Source organism: Pseudomonas sp. ABa2 (genome assembly GCF_056676075.1).
In genome coordinates this window covers 3,308,004-3,326,691 of record NZ_CM155239.1, presented here as the reverse complement: position 1 = coordinate 3,326,691, position 18,688 = coordinate 3,308,004, and the positions used below count along the sequence as shown (strand labels likewise).

Sequence of the window (18,688 nt, the reverse complement as noted above, 5' to 3'; positions counted from 1 at the left end):
ATGTAGAATCACGCCCTGACTTTTTCAGGGCGTTGTTCTTTATGCGTATCGGCCATGGCTACGACGTACACCGCTTCGGCGAGGGCGATTTCATCACCCTGGGCGGCGTGCGCATTCCCCACAAGTTCGGGCTGATCGCCCATTCCGACGGCGACGTGCTGCTGCATGCGCTCGCCGATGCGCTGCTCGGTGCGCTGGCCCTGGGCGATATCGGCAAGCACTTCCCCGACACCGACCCGAGCTTCAAGGGCGCCGACAGCCGCGCGCTGTTGCGCCATGTGATGGGGCTGGTACGGGCCAAGGGTTATGCGGTGGGCAACGTCGACGCCACCATCGTCGCCCAGGCGCCGAAGATGGCGCCGCATATCCAGAGCATGCGCGAGCGCATCGCCGAGGATCTCGGCGTGGCGCTGGACCAGGTCAACGTCAAGGCCACCACCACCGAGAAGCTCGGCTTCACCGGTCGCGAGGAAGGCATCGCGGTGCATGCCGTGACGCTGCTGGTCAAGGCATGAACGAGGCGCAGCTGCTGGGCCCGCGCGCCCATGGCCAGGCCTGCGGGCGCGCCGTGCTCAAGGCCAGTGCCGAGGACTTTCAGGTCGACGAGGTGCTGGACATCCCGCTCACCGGCCAGGGCGAACACCTGTGGCTGTGGGTGGAAAAGCGCGGCCTGAACACCGAGGACGCCGCCCGGCGCATCGCCCGCGCCGCCGGCCTGCCGCTCAAGGCGGTCAGCTACGCCGGGCTCAAGGATCGCCAGGCGCTGACCCGGCAGTGGTTCAGCCTGCACCTGCCGGGCAAGGCCGATCCCGACCTGGCCACCGCGCAGGGTGATGACCTGGCCGTCCTGCGCAGCCTGCGGCACAACCGCAAGCTGCAGCGCGGCGCCCATGCCGCCAACGGCTTCACCCTGCGTCTGACCGCCCTGGAGGCCGACCGCGAAGCGCTGGAGCAGCGCCTGCAGCGCATCGCCGCGCAGGGGGTGCCCAACTACTTCGGCCTGCAGCGCTTCGGCTTCGCCGGCGGCAATGTCGAGGAGGCCCGGCAGTATGCGGCCCGCCAGGAACTGCCGGTGCAGCGCAACCTGCGTTCGCGCCTGCTGTCGGCGGCGCGCAGCTACCTGTTCAACCGCGTGCTGGCCGAGCGGGTCGCCGCCGGCAGTTGGAACCAGGCGCAGGTCGGCGACCTGCTGGCCTTTACCGGCAGCCGCAGTTTCTTTATGGCCGGCGAGGCGGAGACAGCCGACCCGCGTCTGGCGCTTCTCGACCTGCACCCGACCGGCCCGCTGTGGGGCGAGGGCGTGCTGCCCACGGCGGAGGCGGTGCAGCTCGTCGAACAGGGCGTCGGCGCAGGCGAGCCGGCGCTGCTCGAGTGGCTGGCAAAGGCGGGCATGGCGCACGAACGGCGCATTCTGCGCCTCCCCATAGGCGGCCTGACGTGGCATTATCCGGAGCCCGATATTCTGCAACTTGCATTCGTCCTGCCGGCCGGGTGTTTCGCCACCGTCGTGGTGCGCGAACTCGTCGATCTGGTGCCAGCAGGGCAGACGGATACTCCATGCGAATTCTGATTTCCAACGACGACGGGGTGTACGCACCCGGGATCGTCGCGTTGCACCAGGCGCTGGCCGACTATGCCGAGTGCGTGGTGATCGCACCCGCCGAGGACAAGAGCGGCGCCAGCAGTGCGCTGACCCTCGACCGTCCGCTGCACCCGACGGCGTTGCCCAACGGTTATATCAGCCTCAACGGCACGCCCACCGACTGCGTGCACCTGGGCCTCAACGGTCTGCTCGAGCAGGTGCCGGAGATGGTCGTCTCGGGTATCAACCTGGGCGCCAACCTGGGCGACGACGTGCTCTATTCCGGCACCGTCGCCGCTGCGCTGGAAGGGCGCTTCCTGGCCAAGCCGGCGTTCGCCTTCTCGCTGCTGTCGCGTCAGGCCGACAACCTGCCGACCGCTGCCTATTTCGCCCGCAAGCTGGTCGAGGCCCATGAGCGCCTCGACCTGCCGCCGCGCACCGTGCTCAACGTCAACGTGCCCAACCTGCCGCTGGAGCATATCCGCGGCGTGCAGCTGACCCGCCTCGGTCACCGCGCCCGCGCCGCGGCGCCGGTCAAGGTGGTCAACCCGCGCGGCAAGGAAGGCTACTGGATCTCGGTGGCCGGAGATGCCGAGGACGGCGGTCCGGGCACCGATTTCCATGCGGTGATGCAGGGTTACGTGTCGATCACCCCGCTGCAGCTCGACCGTACCTTCGCCGAGGCCTTCGACAGCATGCACGGCTGGCTGGAGGGCATCTGCTGATGCGCGGACAGGACGATATGCACCGCCGCGGGATCGGCATGACTTCCCAGCGTACCCGCGAGCGCCTGATTCAGCGCCTCTACGACGAGGGGCTGAGCAATCCGCGAGTGCTCGAGGTGATCCGCCGCACGCCGCGCCACCTGTTCGTCGACGAGGCGCTGGCGCACCGCGCCTACGAGGACACCGCGCTGCCCATCGGGCACAACCAGACCATCTCCCAGCCCTATATGGTCGGGCGCATGACCGAGCTGCTGCTGGCCGCCGGGCCGCTGGACAAGGTGCTGGAGATCGGCACCGGTTCCGGTTACCAGACCGCCGTGCTGGCGCAACTGGTGGAGCGGGTGTTCTCGGTCGAACGCATCCAGGTGTTGCAGGATCGCGCCAAGGAACGTCTGGCCGAACTCAGCCTGCGCAACGTGGTCTTTCGCTGGGGCGATGGCTGGGAGGGCTGGAATGCCCTGGGCCCGTACAACGGCATCATCGTCACCGCCGCCGCCGCCGAAGTGCCGCAGGCGCTGCTCGATCAACTGGCGCCCGGCGGGCGTCTGGTGATTCCGGTGGGCGCCGGCGACGTGCAGCAGTTGCTGCTGATCGTGCGCGAAGAGAACGGCTTCTCCCGCCACGTGCTGGACGCGGTGCGCTTCGTGCCGCTACTCAACGGGCCGCTGGCCTGACCGCTGCACCATCCTGGAAGGATCCATGAAGAAACATTTTCTGCTCTACGCCAAGGGCATGGCCATGGGCGCTGCCGACGTGGTGCCAGGTGTCTCTGGCGGCACCATCGCCTTTATCAGCGGCATCTACGACGAACTGCTGCGCTCCATCGCCAGCGTCCCCGAGGCCGCCTTGCTGCTGCTGCGCGGACGGATCAAGGACGCCTGGCGGATGGCCAACGCGACCTTTCTGCTGGTGCTGCTCGGCGGCATCCTCACCAGCGTGCTGAGCTTCGCGCGGTTGATCACCTACCTGCTGGAGCATCAGCCGATCCCGGTCTGGTCGTTCTTCTTCGGCCTGATCCTGGTCTCGGCCTATATGGTCGGTCGCGACATTCATCGCTGGAACTGGAGCCGGGCGCTGAGTTTCCTGCTCGGTCTGGCTTTCGCCTACTGGATCACCGTGGCCGCGCCGGTACAGTGGGGCAGCGACCCGCTGAGCCTGTTCTGCGCCGGCGCCATCGCCATCTGCGCGATGATCCTGCCGGGTATCTCCGGCAGCTTCATCCTGCTGCTGCTGGGCCTGTATCCGGTGGTGCTGGGGGCGGTGAAGGACCTGGAAATCGGCGTGCTGGCGGTGTTCGCCGGCGGCTGCCTGGTCGGTATCCTCAGCTTCGCCCGCTTGCTCAGCTGGTTGTTGGCACGCTGGCGCGACCTCAGCCTGGCCTTTCTCACCGGGTTGATGCTCGGTTCGCTGAACAAGGTCTGGCCGTGGAAGGAAACCCTGAGCTGGCGCGTCGACAGCAAGGGCGAGCAGATACCGCTGCTGCAGAACAACCTGCTGCCGGGGCATTTCGCCGAACTCAGCGGCCAGGACCCGCAGCTGTTGCTGGCCCTGGTGCTGGCGCTGGCCGGCATCGTCCTGGTGCTGGGGCTGGAGTGGTTGGCCGGGCGTCAGCCAAGAGATACTGGTTGCGCCAAATAAATCCGGCACAATAGCCGCCGTATTCGGGATCGTTCAGGGAGCAAATGGTGAGTCGCACCGCCGTTCACGCGCTAATTCGTAGAGCCGCCGGCCTTCGTCTGCCTTTCGCTTTGCTCGCCGCCAGTGCCCTGGCCGGTTGCGCCAGTCCGCCGCCGGGCGGCGTGCAGGTGGTCGAGCGCGGGCAGCATCAGGGCAACGCCCCGCTGGTGCAGCGCCAGCCGGTACGCAGCGGCCACTACGTGGTGCAGCGTGGCGACACGCTCTATTCCATCGCCTTTCGCTTCGGCTGGGACTGGAAGGCGCTGGCTGCCCATAATGGCCTGCGCGATCCCTATCTGATTCGCGTCGGCCAGGTCATCCGTTTCGACAATCGCACCACGCCGGCCCAGCCGGTGGCCGCGACGGTGCCGTGGGCGACCGCGCCGGTGGTCAGCCAGCCGGCGCCGAGCCGCCCGCCGCTGGCCACGGCGCCGGTTCCGCAGGCGAGCAAGCCGGTACCGGTCAAAGCCGCTCCGGCCACCACGCCGGTTACCCCGGTGACCCGTTCCGCCAGCGGTTGGGCCTGGCCTGCGCAGGGTACGGTGATCGGGCGTTTCTCCTCAAACGGCAGTTTGAATAAAGGCATTGATATCGCCGGGGAATTAGGACAGCCTGTTTTAGCTGCGTCTGATGGTTCAGTGGTGTACGCCGGGAGTGGTTTGCGGGGCTACGGCGAGTTGATCATCATCAAGCACAGCGATACCTACGTAAGTGCTTACGGTCATAACCGCAGGTTGTTGGTACGGGAGGGGCAGCAGGTCAAGGCCGGGCAAAACATTGCCGAGATGGGGTCCACAGGGGCCGACCGGGTGAAGCTGCATTTCGAGATTCGCCGCCAAGGTAAACCTGTAGATCCGCTGCAATATCTGCCACGTCGTTGATCCGCCAGCCGGCTCGTCCCATCACGTAGGAGGGACGGGCTCGGGTGTGGCCAGGATGGTTCCGCCAGAGTCTGTTGTCGAACTCAGCTAGGGACAACAACAATGGCTCTCACCAAAAAAGAAGCGCCGGAGTTTGACGTCGACGATGAACTGCTCCTGATGGAGCCGGGCATCGTTTTGGGCGAGGTTCAGAGCGACGAGGCGGAAACGCCGGCCGCACGTGCCAAGACCAAGCACGCCACCCCCTCCAAGCAGCACAAGTACATCGATTACACCCGGGCGCTCGACGCCACTCAGCTTTACCTCAACGAAATCGGCTTCTCCCCTCTGCTTACTCCCGAAGAGGAAGTGCACTTCGCGCGCCTGGCGCAGAAGGGCGATCCGGCCGGGCGCAAGCGCATGATCGAGAGCAACCTGCGTTTGGTGGTGAAGATTGCTCGGCGTTACGTCAACCGCGGCCTGTCGCTGCTCGATCTGATCGAGGAGGGCAATTTGGGGTTGATCCGCGCGGTGGAAAAATTCGATCCGGAGCGGGGGTTCCGTTTCTCGACCTATGCGACCTGGTGGATCCGCCAGACCATCGAACGGGCCATCATGAACCAGACGCGCACCATCCGTTTGCCGATTCATGTGGTCAAGGAGCTCAACGTCTACCTGCGTGCGGCTCGCGAACTGACCCAGAAGCTCGATCACGAGCCCTCTGCGGAAGAAATTGCCAACCTGCTGGAAAAACCGGTGGGCGAGGTCAAGCGCATGCTCGGCCTCAACGAGCGGGTGTCCTCGGTGGACGTCTCGCTCGGTCCGGACTCGGACAAGACCCTGCTCGATACCCTGACCGACGACCGGCCGACCGACCCCTGCGAGCTGTTGCAGGACGACGACCTGTCGCAGAGCATCGATCAGTGGCTGTCGGACCTGACCGACAAGCAGCGTGAAGTGGTGGTGCGCCGTTTCGGCCTGCGTGGCCACGAGAGCTGCACGCTGGAGGAAGTAGGCCAGGAGATCGGCCTCACCCGCGAGCGGGTGCGGCAGATCCAGGTCGAGGCGCTCAAGCGTCTGCGCGAAATCCTCGAGAAGAACGGCCTGTCCAGCGACGCCCTGTTCCAGTAAGACGGCGCGCTCATCAAGAACCCGGCTGCGGCCGGGTTTTTTCTGCCTGGCCATGTAAGCCATCGCTTACAGGTGCTGTCAGCCTTTGTGCGGAAAGGTCGCGAGCTTCTCGCCGTTATGCCGTTCTATTTTTATTAAGTTATTGTTTTTGAATGATTTATTCTTGCGGGCAAAAGGCTGTGGCGCGCTCCGTCGTGCCCCGTGCCGGGGTTGTGAGCGCTGCTGCAGCGACTAATATCACTCTCGTGCTCAGGGACAAGCACGGGTCATCAGGACGATGATCGGGAACATCGCAAGAAGCGATTCATCAGGACGATGGGTTGGGAAACAAAGGGACTAGGGACAAAAGAGTGGGCGGCGCAAGCCGCCCCTTTTTTTATCTCTGAAAAACAGAAGACCCGCACTTGGCGGGTCTTGGTGTTTTCAGCCTGGCGCTCAGCGCTCCAGGTGCTGCAGCTTGTCCTTCACGCCATCCCATTCCTCGGCGTCCGCCAGGGCGTCCTTCTTCTCGGTGATGTTCGGCCAGACTTCGGCCAGGTCGGCGTTCAGCTCGATAAATTCCTGCATGTCCTCCGGCACCTCGTCTTCGGAGAAGATCGCCTGGGCCGGGCACTCGGGCTCGCACAGGGCGCAGTCGATGCACTCGTCCGGGTGGATCACCAGGAAGTTCGGGCCTTCGTAAAAGCAATCCACCGGGCAGACTTCCACGCAGTCGGTGTATTTGCACTTGATGCAGTTGTCGGTAACGACGAAGGTCATGTCTGATTCTCTCCTCGGGCGGCGGCCTGGGCTCTTTCTGCGAAGGGCTGCCAGGTGCTCTGTTCAGTGGCCGCGGCTCAGGCTGTAAACCGGGCAAGTCGTAAAATTGCGCGCGATTCTAGCAGCTTGCGCGCGGCTGCGTTAGATGCGCGTCTTCCATGTATATAACAGCTCCAGCGCCTTGCGCGGGCTCAGATCATCCGGATTGATCTTGTGCAATTCCTCCAGCAGCGGGTGCGGCACGCTGGCGAACAGGTCGCTCTGCATCGGCACCTGCGCTTTGCCGGGCTCCTGGCGCGGCAGATCGTGCGGCAGGCTGGTGGTCTCCAGTCGCGCCAGGTGCTCGCGCGCGCGGGCGATCACCGTGCCGGGCACGCCGGCCAGTTGCGCCACCGCCAGGCCGTAGCTCTGGCTGGCTGGCCCGGGCTGGACGTGGTGGAGGAAGACGATGCGTTCGTTGTGCTCGGTGGCCGAGAGGTGCACGTTGGCCACCACCGGCTCGCTTTCCGGCAGCACGGTCAGCTCGAAGTAGTGGGTGGCGAACAGGGTGAAGGCGCGCAGCCGCGCCAGGTGCTCGGCCGCCGACCAGGCCAGCGACAGGCCGTCGAAGGTGCTGGTGCCGCGGCCGACTTCGTCCATCAGCACCAGGCTGCGCTCGCTGGCGTTGTGCAGGATGTTGGCGGTCTCGCTCATTTCCACCATGAAGGTGGAGCGGCCGCCGGCCAGGTCGTCCGAGGAACCGATACGGGTGAAGATGCGGTCGACCAGTGACAGCTCGCAGGCCGCCGCTGGGACGAAGCTGCCGATATGGGCCAGCAGCACGATCAGCGCGGTCTGGCGCATGTAGGTGGACTTACCGCCCATGTTCGGCCCGGTGATGATCAGCATGCGACGGCTGTCGTCGAGGTTCAGGTCGTTGGCCACGAAGGGCGTAGTCAGCACCTGTTCGACCACCGGGTGACGCCCCTGGTCGATGCGCATGCAGGGTTCCTCGACGAAACGCGGACGATTGAGGTCGAGATTCAGCGCCCGTTCGGCCAGGTTGCTCAGTACGTCCAGTTCGGCCAACGCCGCGGCGCTGCCGAGCAGCGGCGCCAGGTGGCCGATCAGGTGCTCGAGCAGTTCGTCGTAGAGCATCTTTTCGCGGGCCAGGGCGCGGCTCTTGGCCGACAGCGCCTTGTCCTCGAACTCCTTGAGCTCCGGGGTGATGAAACGCTCGGCGCCCTTGAGCGTCTGCCGGCGAATATAGTCGGCCGGTGCCGATTCGGCCTGCTTGGTCGGCAGCTCGATGAAGTAGCCGTGCACGCGGTTGTAGCCGACCTTGAGGTTGGCCAGGCCCGTGCGGGCTTTCTCGCGCGCTTCCAGGTCCATGAGGAACTGGCCGGCGTTCTCGCTCATCGCCTGCAGCTCGTCCAGCTCGGCGTCAAAGCCGGTCTTCAGCACGCCGCCGTCGCGGATTACCGCCGGCGGGTTGTCGATGATGGCGCGGGCCAGCAGGTCGGCCAGTTCCGGGTAGGTGGCGATGCTCGAGGCCAGCTGCTGCAGGTGCGGGGTGTCCAGGTCGGTCATCGCCTGCTGCAGGTCGGGTAGCGCGGCCAGGGCATCGCGCAGGCGCGCCAGGTCGCGTGGACGGGCGTTGCGCAGACCGATACGGGCGAGGATGCGCTCCAGGTCGCCGATCTCCTTGAGCTGCGGTTGCAGCGTTTCGAAGCGGTAACCGTCGAGCAGGCAGGCGATGGCGTCCTGGCGTGCCTCCAGTACCGCGCGATCACGCAGCGGGCGGTTCAGCCAGCGGCCCAGCAGGCGGCTGGCCATGGCGGTCTGGCAGCGGTCCATGACCGACTGCAGGGTGTTGTCGCGGCCGCCGGCGAGGTTGATGTCCAGCTCCAGGTTGCGCCGGCTGGCGCCGTCGAGGATCACCGTGTCGTCCAGGCGCTCGTGACGCAGGCTGCGCAGGTGGGGCAGGGCGGTGCGCTGGGTTTCCTTGGCGTAGGCCAGCAGGCAGCCGGCGGCGCCGATGGCCAGGGTCAGGTGCTCGCAGCCGAAGCCTTTCAGGTCCTGGGTGCCGAACTGCTGGCACAGGCTCTTGAATGCCGTGTCGCGCTCGAAGTCCCAGGGCGCGCGGCGGCGCGAGCCCTTGCGCTTTTCCGCCGGCAGGCCCTGCGGCCAATCGTCGGGGATCAGCAACTCGGCGGGGTTCAAACGTTCCAGCTCGGCCAGCAGATTTTCCCAGCCCTTGATCTCCTGCACGCTGAAGCGGCCGCTGGTGATATCCAGCACGGCCAGGCCGAACAGGCGCTCGTCGCCGAGCACGGCGGCCAGCAGGTTGTCGCGGTGCTCGTCGAGCAGGGCCTCATCGCTGATGGTGCCGGGGGTGATGATGCGCACCACCTGGCGTTCCACCGGGCCCTTGCTGGTGGCCGGGTCGCCGATCTGCTCGCAGATCACCACCGACTCGCCGAGCTTGACCAGCTTGGCCAGGTAGCCTTCCAGCGAATGGAAGGGGATGCCGCACATGGGGATCGACTGGCCGGCGGACTGGCCGCGGGCGGTGAGGGTGATATCCAGCAGCTTCGCGGCTTTCTTCGCGTCTTCGTAGAATATCTCGTAGAAATCCCCCATGCGGTAGAACATCAGCTGGTCCGGGTGCTGGTTCTTCAGTTTCCAGTACTGCTGCATCATCGGGGTGTGCTGGGAGAGGTCCGTCATGGTCTCGACTGTCCGGCTTAAATCGCAAAAGCGCCTAGTGTAGGGTATCGGCCTGGCCCGTTTCACCCCGGAGAGCATATGGATTCCATCAGTCATCTGGCCACGCAGCTCGGCCGGCAGTTGCAAGCCGCCGGTGCCCAGGTCAGCACCGCCGAGTCCTGCACCGGCGGCGGCATCGCCGAGGCAATCACCCGTATCCCCGGCAGTTCGGCCTGGTTCGAGGCCGGCTACGTCACCTATTCCAACGCACAGAAGAGCAAGCAGCTGGGCGTGCCGGCCGAGTTGTTCGCCACTGTCGGCGCAGTCAGCCGCGAGGTGGTCGAGGCCATGGTGCGCGGCGCCCAGGCCCGCAGTGGGGCGCGCTACGCAGTGGCGGTCAGCGGCGTGGCGGGGCCCGACGGCGGTTCGGCAGAGAAACCGGTGGGCACCGTATGGCTGGCCTGGGGCGACGGCGAGCGCCTGTACAGCCTGTGCAAACACTTCCCCGGTGATCGCGGCGAAGTGCGCCGACAAACGGTCGAGGCCGCACTGGCGGGGCTTTCGCGCCTGCTGGCCGAGGAAAATCCGGTAATGGGGTAGGCGGGCGACTTGCCCTGTGGAATAATACTGTCTACTTATACAGTTGTCGGCGGCCGCTGAGGCCTTGAGCACGTGAGGATACAAATGGACGAGAACAAGAAGCGCGCCTTGGCGGCTGCCCTGGGTCAGATCGAGAAGCAGTTCGGCAAGGGCGCGGTAATGCGCATGGGCGATCACGAGCGCCAGGCCATCCCGGCCATCTCCACCGGCTCGCTGGGCCTGGACATCGCCCTGGGCATCGGCGGCCTGCCGAAGGGCCGGATCGTCGAGATCTACGGACCGGAATCCTCCGGTAAGACCACCCTGACCCTGTCGGTGATCGCCGAAGCGCAGAAGATGGGGGCTACCTGCGCCTTCGTCGACGCCGAGCACGCCCTCGACCCCGACTATGCCGGCAAGCTCGGCGTGAATGTCGACGACCTGCTGGTGTCGCAGCCGGATACCGGCGAGCAGGCGCTGGAAATCACCGACATGCTGGTGCGTTCCAATGCCGTCGACGTGATCATCGTCGACTCCGTGGCAGCCCTGGTGCCCAAGGCGGAAATCGAAGGCGAGATGGGCGACATGCACGTCGGCCTCCAGGATGCAGTATTAGCCGCTGCGGCATAGTTTAGGTTCACTTAGGAGGTATTCCTTTCTTATTAGGGAAACGTCCTAAGCTAATCAGTAAGATCCGATTAATTATTAATTTAAATGGTCATCAAGAATGGATCAGGCAAAAAGCAAAGCGTTAGAAGCGGCTCTTTCTCAAATTGAGAAGCAGTTTGGTAAGGGTTCCATCATGCGGCTGGGCTCCGACCGCACTATGGATATAGATGTTATATCGACTGGCTCACTCGGCCTAGACATTGCCTTAGGGGTGGGTGGGTTGCCGCGCGGCCGTATCGTTGAAATCTATGGGCCGGAGTCTTCTGGTAAAACCACGCTTACGCTGTCGGTGATTGCTGAAGCGCAGCGTCAAGGTTTGACTTGTGCATTTGTCGATGCTGAGCACGCGCTTGATCCGATCTACGCAGCTAAGCTAGGCGTTAATATTGATGAACTCCTGTGCTCACAGCCTGACACTGGTGAACAGGCACTTGAAATCGTAGACATCTTGACGCGTTCTGGGGCAGTCAATCTTATTGTCGTTGACTCTGTTGCTGCTCTTGTTCCGAAGGCTGAAATTGAAGGCGAAATTGGGGATTCCCATGTAGGCCTTGCCGCCCGAATGATGTCGCAGGCGATGAGGAAGATCACTGGTAACCTGAAGAACTCCAATACTATGTGTATCTTCATTAACCAGATTCGTATGAAGATCGGTGTGATGTTTGGCAGTCCTGAAACTACCACTGGTGGTAATGCCCTGAAGTTCTACGCCTCGGTGCGACTGGATATCCGCCGTACCGGAGCGGTCAAGGAAGGCGACGAAGTAGTAGGCAGCGAAACCCGTGTGAAAGTAGTCAAGAACAAAGTTGCTGCTCCATTCAGGCAAGCAGAGTTCCAGATCGTTTATGGCCAGGGTATTAGCAAGGCCGGTGAGATCGTTGACCTCGCTGTTGCTAACAACTTTGTTGAAAAGTCCGGCGCTTGGTACTCCTTCGAAGGTAACAAGATCGGCCAAGGTAAGGCTAACACAATGAAGTGGCTGCTGGACAACAAGCAAACCATGGACAAACTGGAAAGTCTGATCCGCGACAAGCTGATGTCCAAGCCGCAGACTGAAACCTCTGCCAACCTCGCTGCCTTAGAAGAGCCGGCTGACGAATATTGATATCTCGTAGCGGTTTAAGGTCGCTGATGACAATCGATAGTTAAGCTTCTACCCCATATAAAGCCTAGCCTCCCCAGCTAGGCTTTATACTTGATGCCACATCAGGTTCCTTTCCGATCAAGGTTACTTACAGGTTCGCTTCCCACTCAGCTACTCTCCATAATTATCTTAAAATTCTTTTTTAATCAAAACAGCTTTCCCCTCCTCAATCCAAAACGGATACCCTCGTCCTAGGGCGAACCTGGAGAAGACTTTTGGTTTCTGGTGAAATACGTCGATCCCTATGCCTCGCAAAGTTAAATAGCGCTACCGCTAGTTCTTGGGAGATTTCTCAATGTTGCTCTTCAGCTCTTCCGGCAAGCGGTTGTAACGCAGCGTGCTCACGCTTCCATCATCCCGTTTGACCTGATAGGCCACACCGGTTTGACCAGTGACCTGTTGTACGCCACCACCGGTGAAGTAACCGATTGCGGCTCCAGCCAGGGCGCCGACAGGCCCACCGGCTGCGCCGCCCAGAAGCACACCGACACCGCTGCCAAATACTTCACCCACGCGATTGTCCGGGCCGGTGCCTATGATTTCGGCTGCGTGAGCCATTGGCGCTAGCAGTACAAGGCTAAGCAGTAGTTTTTTCATGAGCCTGTTCTCCACATCGATTGATAAAGGCCTGTTGGCCGTCGGAGGCAGTCTCTCGCTATTGATTCGCCGCAAGAATCATCAGTTTGCGGATTACTTAATTTCACCTAAGGAAATTATTGGCCTGAGCGAGTGCCTGATTCGGGGCGGAATCAGGCATGTGCCGAGTTTGTTTTATGCGGTCAAAGCCCCAGTTCGCTAAGGCCAGGGTGATCGTCCGGACGGCGGCCTTGGGGCCAATGAAATAGGCGTTCGCTGGCCGGGATCGGTAAGTCGTTGATGCTCGCATGTCGGGTTTGCATCAAGCCTTGCGCGTCAAATTCCCAGTTTTCATTACCGTAGGAACGAAACCACTGCCCACTGTCGTCATGCCATTCGTAAGCGAAGCGCACCGCGATGCGATGATCCTGGAAGGCCCAGAGCTCCTTGATCAGACGGTACTCGTGCTCGCGGGCCCATTTACGCGTCAGAAACGCTCGGATCTGTTCACGCCCCTGGGGGAATTCGCTTCTGTTACGCCAGCGACTGTCGGCGGTATAGGCCAGCGCAACGCGGTCGGGATCGCGCGTATTCCAGCCGTCTTCGGCCAGGCGTACTTTCTGTGTCGCGCTGGCAAGATCAAACGGTGGGTAGGGCGGGCGTGCATTCTCTGTCATGGATAGCCTCTCGCTAGTGGGTTAAAGCATCGTAAATTCAACCTGCGTCTACAGGTCGAGTACCAGGGGGGTGGAACCCGTTGCAGTGGCAGCCGGCACGGCACAGCAGAGCAGGACATGGCCATCGGCAGGCTGCTCTGGTGGTTGATGCTGATAAGTCACAGCGCCGCTCAGCACTGCGGTCTTGCATGTCCCGCAGTTGCCGCTTCGGCAGCTGAATTCAGGGCTCAGGCCACGTGATTCGGCTAGCTCAAGCAAGCTGCCGCTGCCTGGTGTCCAGCGGGCTTCCTTGCCCGAGCGCTGAAACAGCACGGGCACGGCAACCGTTGCAGGCGGCAATGTCGGGGCGGTATTCAGTGCGTCCCCTGAGCGGCGCAAGCTGGCAGGGCCGAAACTTTCGGCATGAATCCGCTGATCGCTGATATTCAGCTCGCGCAAGGCATCATAGAGGCTCTGGGTGAAGGTCCCAGATCCGCATAGATAGAAGTCGTAATCATCCCAAGGTAGCCAAGCTTTGAGCAGCGCGACATCCACATGCCCGGCCAGGTCATAGTCCTGCTCCTGGCGTGTTGTCGCCTCGGGCTGGCTGAGTACGCGGAGCATGTGCAGCGATGTGTCGCCCGGCTGCAGCAAGTCGGCCAGTTCTTCACGAAAGATCAGCTCACTTGCAATACGGGCCGCTTGAATCAGCCATATGGTGCGATGCCGGCGTAGACGGCGGTTCTGATAGAGCGTTTCGCGCAGCATCGACAGCAGGGGAGTAATGCCTATCCCCGCAGCGAGCAGTACCAGGGGGCGGCGTTGTTCGTTATCCAGGCGCAAATGTCCTTGGGGCGCTCGCCCTTCAAGCAGGCTGCCGACCTGAAGATGCTCATGCAGAAAGGTCGATGCCAGCCCCTCGCGCTTGACGCTGATGCGCATAAATCGATCGGAGGGTGCGCTTGACAGGCTGTAGGTACGGATCAGTGGCCTAGGTTGCCCAGTGATATTGATCCGCAGCGCCATATGCTGACCTGCAATGAAGCTGGGCATTCCGGCCCCGTCGCTCGGCTCAAGATAAAAAGAGCGTACGCTGGGGCTTTCTTCGACAATCCGCACCACTCGCCAGGGCCGCCATTGCTGCTGCAAATCCATGGCCGCCAGGCGAGCCTGGGCATCTGCCCAGGAGCCGGTCATCAGGCTATTGGGTGAGTAATCCGCGAAGTGCCAGCGCAGACTCAGCGCCGCCGGACGGCGCACGACATGCTCGACCTGCACATGCCATAGCCGCTCGGCGCCCTGAAATGCCTGCACCTCTTGTCCTTCCAAGACCAGTTCGGTGGTTCCGCTGAGTTGGAGCAGGTCACCGGTGCTGAAATCGATAAAGAGCAGGCCTGCGCGGGGGTTGAGCAGCAGATTGCCGAGGGTGTTGAAGTGCAGATTACCGGCAAAGTCTGGAATGCTTAGACGGTTGCCCTCAACTCGAACAAATCCGGCCTGACCACCACGGTGCGATACATCCACGGCCAATTGGCCATTGGCCTGCTCGATATAGCTGGCGACGAAGAAGGTATCGGCACGACTAATCATCGCCTGGTCAGCAGGGCTGATCTGGTTCGCGCGCTCGACCGGCAGGGTTTCGCGGGGCTCGGTCTTGGCTGCTTGCAGCTGGCGTAGCTGGATATATTGCGGGCAGTTACCAAAGCTTTGCTCGACCGCAATCTCCAGATGATCATGCTCGCGCCTGACAAGCCGGCCATTGAGTCGGTTGCGGCGACGGCTGTGCAGTTCAATACCCAGCAGGCCAATGGCCTTGCCCGCAGCCAGACCGCTGCTGCACGGGTCGTTCGCATCCAGGTGGGTTTCCAGGCGCAGTGTCTGCGCTGTGGGGGAGTGGGCGAACCCGGGCTCGCCAGCCAGTATGCCGGCCCAAGGAAGCCCCTCTGGAGAGACTGTGCCCATGAGAATAAAGGGCAATTGCTGGTAAAAGGCTCGGTGTTGCTCCGGCAAGTGGTCGCGAATCACCTTGCGGCCGAACACCTCCATCTGTTCGGCCACGCCGACCCGGGCCTGCAACTGCTTTTCCCCACTATGCCAGGGAGATGGGGTATTGGCGTCTGACATGGCCGTAGCTCCAGGCGTTAAGGCTGGCCCCATGGAGCGGGGCCAGTGAGGTATCAGGCGCTTTGCAAGCCTACAGCTGTGCGTTGCATGGGCACGAATCCCGGCAGCGCCTCAATACGCTGCAGCCAGCTGCGTAGGTGAGGGTAATCACTCAGGTCCACGTTTCCTTCAGGGGCATGGGCAATGTAGGAGTAGCAGGCCACGTCAGCGATGCTCGGATGGTCGCCGACCAGAAATGGGCTAGCAGCCAGTTCCTGCTCAATCACCTTGAGCAATGCATGGGCGCGCGCAATGGTTGATTCAGCGTCATAGGGCGCGCCGAACACGGTAATCAAACGTGCAGTTGCAGGGCCTGAGGCCAGTGGGCCGGCTGCCACCGACAACCAGCGTTGTACCTGGGCGGCGGTAAGGGGGTCTTCCGGCAGCCAACGGCCACTGTCGTCATACTTCTTGGCCAGATAGACGAGGATGGCATTGGAATCGCTGAGCACCGTGCCGTTGTGGTCGATTACCGGCACCTGGCCAAAAGGGTTCATGGCGAGAAATTCGGGTTGTTTGTGCGCCCCCTTGGCCAGGTCAACGAAAACCAGCTCTGCTGGTACATCGAGCAGTGAAAGCATCAGCTCGACACGATGAGCGTGGCCCGAGAGAGGGTGACGGAACAGTTTGATGGTGTCTGACATGATGAGCTCCAGATAGTCCTAGGGAATGACTCAGGCGGTGGCGTAGGCCAATGGATATCGCGCTGATGGACGCATCATGCTGTCGGTTGAGGACTTTAAGAATCGTCAGAAATGGCAATCCTTTATTTCATTGAGTGAAATAAAGTCGCTTCGTTAAGGGCGGGGTGCTGACGCAGCCGTGCGATTACGAAGTCGATAAAGCTGCGGACTCGCTCGGTTGCGCGTCGACCTTCGCGGTAGACCAGGTGGATATCCTGCTCGGCAGGGGCATATGGGGCAAGCACGCTGCGCAGTTGCTTCGTGCCGAGCTGTTCATGCACCTGATAGGCCATGCAGCGTGCCAGCCCAGCACCCTTGCACGCGGCGATAATGGCCGCCTGACTGGTTGTACAGCGCAGTCTCGGCGCGACACGCACGCTTAACGGTTGGTCGTCCTGGCGAAAGGTCCACTCCGATGTCTGCGCATCGCTACTGGTGTGGATGATCGAGTGAGTCCGCAGCTCAGAAGGGTGTTGCGGTTCACCATAAGCGAGCAGATAGGCTGGGCTGGTACAAATAACGGGGCGAGTGCTGCCGACCTTGATCGCAAACAGGGATGAGTCGGGCAGGGGGCCGATAGCCACCGCCACATCCACCCCTTCTTCATGCAGGTTGGGGCAATCTTCCTGGTACTGCACGCAAATCTGCACCTGAGGGTACTGCGTCAGGTATTCAAGCAGGACGGGAGTGAACAGAAATTGGCCAAACAGCAGTGGCATGCTCAGATTGATGCGTCCACACACGTTGTGGTGCAGCCCCCTGGCAGACGCTTCTGCGGCCCAGACCTCGCCAAGAATGCGCTGGCTGTCATGCTTGAAGTGTTCGCCGGCCGCTGTAAGGGTCACGCCTTGGGTGCTGCGTTGGAGCAGTGGGATACCCAGGCGGTTTTCCAGGGCGTCCACGGCCCGGGTCACGGTGGCCGATGAAAGGTGCAGATGCTTGGCCGCAGCAGCCAGGCTGAGGGTCTCGGCCACTGCCAGAAACACCTTCATCTGCCGATAACGGTCCATTTCAGGCGCCCAGCACCGGATTGAGTGCCGGATTCTGTTGCAGGGCGCTGGTACAGAAATCGACAAAACTGCGAAGCTTGGCCGATAGCTTGCGCCCGCCTTGGTAGACCACATGGATAGGCAGCAATGGCAGCTCAAAGTCGGCCAGCACGATTTCCAGCTCGCCAGCCTCGACTTGCCGGGCAATCTGGTACGACAGCACGCGAGTCAGTCCCCAACCGGCGCATGCAGCACGGATCGCTGCCTGATTGGCCGAGACCACCAGCCGCGGTTGGGGCCTGACCGTGATCGCACCTTCAGGTCCCATAAATTGCCAGTCGCTGACCAGCGTGCTGCTCGCGGCCAGAACCACTGAGGCGTCACGCAGATCATTGGGGTGTTGCGGGCGACCGTATTCGGCCAGAAAGCCGGGGGAGGCGCAGATGACCCGACGCACTGTACCGACCTTAACTCGGTGCAGATTGTTCTCGGGCAGATCTCCGATGCGTATGGCCACATCGATATCTTCTTCCGCCATATTGACTACACGATCGACCAGCAGCGCCTTGGCCTGGACCTGCGGATATTGATCGAGGTAATCCACCAGCAGCGGTGTCACGAACAGTTCGCCGAACAGTACGGGAGCGGTCACGTTCAATTGACCACGGGCAACCGCATGGCTGCCGGCCGCAGACTCTTCGGCCTCTTCCAGCTCGGCCAGAATCCGCCGGCAGTCTGCCAGATAGCGCTGACCGGCCTCGGTGATATGCAGGCTGCGGGTTGTTCTGGCGAGCAATCGAGTCCCGATGCGTTCCTCAAGAGCCGCCACGGCACGGGTCACACTGGGGGCGGACATGTTCAGCCGCCGCGCGGCCGAGGCAAAACTCTGCTCATCGGCTACCGCGACAAAGACCTGCATTTCCTGAAAGCGATCCATGTTCAGCTCCTGTTTTTCCCCGCAGAGCCTTTAGCTTATTGCAAAGACTGAAATAAACGCAGGGTCAGGACGTGGATCGGTATGTTTTATGAAAATTTCAGGGGTAAGAAACAGGTCAAGGCGTGCGCTGCTTGCCTGGCTATGGCTGCAACTGCGCCAGGCTTAATTGCGCCCCTGTCATCTGTTGCAGCAGGGTGCGCCAGGCAGGCAGCAGATCGGCATCGGCGATTGCCCGCAGCGTTTCACCTTCCGGCTTGTAGAGGTGCCGGGCATCGAATGCAAACTGGATACGCAGATCCTGGCGTTGCAGCACAGGGGTCAGGTCAGCGTCCAGATTATCCAGAACCAGCGCCTCGTGCTGCGGGGTAGGCCAATAGGCCAGCACCATATGCGCCTGGCCATTGCCGGCAAGGGTGGTGTACAGCAGGCGCAGGTGCTCGGGTGCGACACCCAGCTGGCGCAGAGTGAAGTACTTGGCCAGGGCGAAGTCTTCACAGTCTCCTGCGCCTCGCTCAATGGTTTCTTCAGGTGAGGCCCAGTAATCGCTGACGCCCCACAGATCGATATCTTCTGCGTAGCGGATATAGGTATTGAAGAAGTGATTGACCTGCTGCAGTTGCTGCGATTCGGAGGCTCCCGCCAAATCGTGCATCAGCTTGTGCCAAGCCTGCAGGCGCTCGGTGGAGCCATGTTCGCTCCTCACCATGTCGCCCCCTGCATGGGCAAGTGTCCAACCATGCATGTGCAGAAGCAGCAACAGGGCAAGCACGCGTGGCAGTTGCAGGAAATGGGGCGAGAGCTTTGGCAAGAAAGACTCCTTGGGACAGGGCGGCATTGAGCCAGCATGCCGCTGCACCTTACTGCTCGTGT

General features: G+C 62.1%; 19 protein-coding genes and 1 pseudogene. 11 read left to right on the top strand and 9 right to left on the bottom strand.

All coding sequences use genetic code 11. The features are described 5' to 3' along the window. The first annotated feature begins 41 nt into the window (after nucleotides 1-41). From ispF to rpoS, 7 genes are all read left to right on the top strand, one after another. Nucleotides 42-515, top strand: a complete 474-nt coding sequence (gene ispF / locus AC1G9C_RS16145; protein WP_122109800.1) for a 2-C-methyl-D-erythritol 2,4-cyclodiphosphate synthase — start codon at nucleotides 42-44, stop codon at nucleotides 513-515. After that, complete coding sequence (gene truD, locus AC1G9C_RS16140) at nucleotides 512-1,570, top strand: tRNA pseudouridine(13) synthase TruD (protein WP_122109799.1); 1,059 nt, start codon at nucleotides 512-514, stop codon at nucleotides 1,568-1,570. The genes ispF and truD overlap by 4 nt, the downstream gene beginning before the upstream one ends. Continuing rightward, nucleotides 1,558-2,307: a 5'/3'-nucleotidase SurE gene (gene surE, locus AC1G9C_RS16135; protein WP_021443081.1), complete on the top strand. Its 750-nt coding sequence runs from the start codon at nucleotides 1,558-1,560 to the stop codon at nucleotides 2,305-2,307. Before truD ends, surE begins: the two co-directional genes overlap by 13 nt. Before the next feature lie 38 nt (nucleotides 2,308-2,345). Next, on the top strand, nucleotides 2,346-2,981 hold the full coding sequence (locus AC1G9C_RS16130; RefSeq protein WP_177342884.1) for a protein-L-isoaspartate(D-aspartate) O-methyltransferase: 636 nt from the start codon (nucleotides 2,346-2,348) through the stop codon (nucleotides 2,979-2,981). Nucleotides 2,982-3,006: 25 nt separating this feature from the next. Further along, nucleotides 3,007-3,945, top strand: coding sequence for a polyprenyl-phosphate transporter (locus AC1G9C_RS16125; protein ID WP_021443083.1), 939 nt, complete (start codon nucleotides 3,007-3,009; stop codon nucleotides 3,943-3,945). 47 nt (nucleotides 3,946-3,992) lie between these two features. Further along, nucleotides 3,993-4,865 (top strand): peptidoglycan DD-metalloendopeptidase family protein, encoded by an 873-nt coding sequence (locus AC1G9C_RS16120; protein ID WP_480408172.1) that lies wholly within the window; start codon nucleotides 3,993-3,995, stop codon nucleotides 4,863-4,865. Nucleotides 4,866-4,967: 102 nt separating this feature from the next. Further along, nucleotides 4,968-5,975: an RNA polymerase sigma factor RpoS gene (gene rpoS / locus AC1G9C_RS16115; protein WP_021441854.1), complete on the top strand. Its 1,008-nt coding sequence runs from the start codon at nucleotides 4,968-4,970 to the stop codon at nucleotides 5,973-5,975. A gap of 435 nt (nucleotides 5,976-6,410) precedes the next feature. Here the strand turns inward: rpoS and fdxA are convergent, their stop codons facing one another. After that, nucleotides 6,411-6,734, bottom strand: a complete 324-nt coding sequence (gene fdxA / locus AC1G9C_RS16110) for a ferredoxin FdxA (protein WP_021441853.1) — start codon at nucleotides 6,732-6,734, stop codon at nucleotides 6,411-6,413. A 141-nt stretch (nucleotides 6,735-6,875) separates the two neighbouring features. After that, nucleotides 6,876-9,443: a DNA mismatch repair protein MutS gene (gene mutS / locus AC1G9C_RS16105; RefSeq protein WP_480408171.1), complete on the bottom strand. Its 2,568-nt coding sequence runs from the start codon at nucleotides 9,441-9,443 to the stop codon at nucleotides 6,876-6,878. A 78-nt stretch (nucleotides 9,444-9,521) separates the two neighbouring features. Here mutS and AC1G9C_RS16100 point away from each other — a divergent pair, with 78 nt between their 5' ends. The 3 genes and pseudogenes from AC1G9C_RS16100 to recA all read left to right on the top strand — a co-directional run bounded on the left by AC1G9C_RS16100 (nucleotide 9,522) and on the right by recA (nucleotide 11,775). Continuing rightward, complete coding sequence (locus tag AC1G9C_RS16100; protein ID WP_480408170.1) at nucleotides 9,522-10,022, top strand: CinA family protein; 501 nt, start codon at nucleotides 9,522-9,524, stop codon at nucleotides 10,020-10,022. Nucleotides 10,023-10,106: 84 nt separating this feature from the next. Next, nucleotides 10,107-10,625: pseudogene (locus AC1G9C_RS16095) on the top strand (ATPase domain-containing protein); the annotation flags it as partial. A gap of 103 nt (nucleotides 10,626-10,728) precedes the next feature. Continuing rightward, complete coding sequence (gene recA, locus AC1G9C_RS16090; protein WP_023443801.1) at nucleotides 10,729-11,775, top strand: recombinase RecA; 1,047 nt, start codon at nucleotides 10,729-10,731, stop codon at nucleotides 11,773-11,775. A gap of 312 nt (nucleotides 11,776-12,087) precedes the next feature. On the opposite strand, the gene AC1G9C_RS16085 is transcribed toward recA, so the two are convergent. Beyond that, entirely contained in the window at nucleotides 12,088-12,411 is a 324-nt protein-coding gene (locus tag AC1G9C_RS16085) for a hypothetical protein (RefSeq protein WP_480408169.1), read from the bottom strand. Between AC1G9C_RS16085 and AC1G9C_RS16080 the strand changes: the two genes are divergently transcribed. Then, nucleotides 12,410-12,613, top strand: coding sequence for a hypothetical protein (locus tag AC1G9C_RS16080; RefSeq protein WP_480408168.1), 204 nt, complete (start codon nucleotides 12,410-12,412; stop codon nucleotides 12,611-12,613). The genes AC1G9C_RS16085 and AC1G9C_RS16080 overlap by 2 nt on opposite strands. Here the strand turns inward: AC1G9C_RS16080 and AC1G9C_RS16075 are convergent. The 6 genes from AC1G9C_RS16075 to AC1G9C_RS16050 form a co-directional block, all read right to left on the bottom strand. After that, on the bottom strand, nucleotides 12,594-13,067 hold the full coding sequence (locus tag AC1G9C_RS16075) for a nuclear transport factor 2 family protein (protein ID WP_480408167.1): 474 nt from the start codon (nucleotides 13,065-13,067) through the stop codon (nucleotides 12,594-12,596). The genes AC1G9C_RS16080 and AC1G9C_RS16075 overlap by 20 nt on opposite strands. Before the next feature lie 48 nt (nucleotides 13,068-13,115). Then, on the bottom strand, nucleotides 13,116-15,170 hold the full coding sequence (locus tag AC1G9C_RS16070) for a pyridoxamine 5'-phosphate oxidase family protein (protein ID WP_480408166.1): 2,055 nt from the start codon (nucleotides 15,168-15,170) through the stop codon (nucleotides 13,116-13,118). A gap of 53 nt (nucleotides 15,171-15,223) precedes the next feature. Continuing rightward, nucleotides 15,224-15,853 (bottom strand): glutathione S-transferase family protein, encoded by a 630-nt coding sequence (locus AC1G9C_RS16065; protein ID WP_480408165.1) that lies wholly within the window; start codon nucleotides 15,851-15,853, stop codon nucleotides 15,224-15,226. A gap of 122 nt (nucleotides 15,854-15,975) precedes the next feature. After that, nucleotides 15,976-16,884 (bottom strand): LysR family transcriptional regulator, encoded by a 909-nt coding sequence (locus AC1G9C_RS16060; protein ID WP_480408164.1) that lies wholly within the window; start codon nucleotides 16,882-16,884, stop codon nucleotides 15,976-15,978. Between the two features lie 19 nt (nucleotides 16,885-16,903). After that, nucleotides 16,904-17,818 (bottom strand): LysR family transcriptional regulator, encoded by a 915-nt coding sequence (locus tag AC1G9C_RS16055; RefSeq protein WP_480408163.1) that lies wholly within the window; start codon nucleotides 17,816-17,818, stop codon nucleotides 16,904-16,906. 139 nt (nucleotides 17,819-17,957) lie between these two features. After that, entirely contained in the window at nucleotides 17,958-18,626 is a 669-nt protein-coding gene (locus AC1G9C_RS16050; protein ID WP_480408162.1) for a transglutaminase-like cysteine peptidase, read from the bottom strand. Between the last annotated feature and the right edge of the window lie 62 nt (nucleotides 18,627-18,688).